This window comes from Blautia sp. AF26-2 (genome assembly GCF_003460955.1).
In the GTDB taxonomy this organism is placed as follows: domain Bacteria; phylum Bacillota; class Clostridia; order Lachnospirales; family Lachnospiraceae; genus Fusicatenibacter; species Fusicatenibacter saccharivorans.
In genome coordinates, this window is sequence record NZ_QTWD01000021.1 from 1 (window position 1) to 847 (window position 847).

Genomic DNA, 847 nt, shown 5'->3' on the forward strand with positions numbered 1-847 from the left:
GCCAGTGTATTCAGCAGCCCATCCGGTGTCTTGCTCTTTAAGAGGTAGCCGACCAGCATTCCGAGAATATCCGCTGCGAACAGTCCGAGAGAACATCCGATCCATACAACGAATGCGGTTCCCATACCTTCATTTGCACCAAAGGTGATTGCGGTAAGCTGTGTTTTGTCTCCGAGCTCTGCTACGAAGAACGTACAGAAAACGGCGAGCGGTGCGAACCGAATTTTGGATTTGCCGCCTTCTTCCTCTTCCTCGTCATCATCACCGGAAATGGTGGATGCTGCGAAGTAAAGAAATGCGAGTGCTGCAATCGTCTTAATCAGCCAGTCCGGAATGAATTCGCTGACGAGGCCGCCTGCGAGAACAGCCATTCCATTCAGTACCAGAATCGCGGCTGCGGTTCCCAGGATAATGTCTTTCAGCTTGTACTTCGAAGTAAGCGCAATCAGCATGAGCTGCGTCTTATCGCCCATCTCTGCGATGAACTCGGTAAGAAACACCTTTAGAAATAACACCATTTTCCATTCCCCTTATCTTATAATGATATAAATGGCATATGCGGCATAAAATGCGACCATACAGAAACCTTCAACTCTTCCGATTTTCTTTTTGGTTCCTGCAAAAATCCATACACATACCGTGAATACGATCAATACACACAAATCAATTATATTTTCCGTAATGATGGCCATCGGGCTGATTGCGGATGCAATGCCAAGTACCATAAGAATGTTGAAGATATTAGAACCGATCGCATTGCCAAGTGCCATATCAACTTCATTCTTTCTGGCAGCAACGATAGAAGTTACGAGTTCCGGAAGGGAAGTTCCGATGGAAACAATGGTCA

General features: G+C 46.3%; 2 protein-coding genes. Both read right to left on the bottom strand.

What is annotated here, in order from left to right; genetic code table 11:
* Positions 1–518, bottom strand: a 518-nt coding sequence (locus tag DWY63_RS17560) for a TMEM165/GDT1 family protein (RefSeq protein ID WP_117802729.1), incomplete at its 3' end; no start/stop codon positions are given.
* A gap of 12 nt (positions 519–530) precedes the next feature.
* Positions 531–847 (bottom strand): hypothetical protein (locus tag DWY63_RS18580; RefSeq protein ID WP_330415537.1); only part of this gene is annotated, 317 nt, incomplete at its 5' end.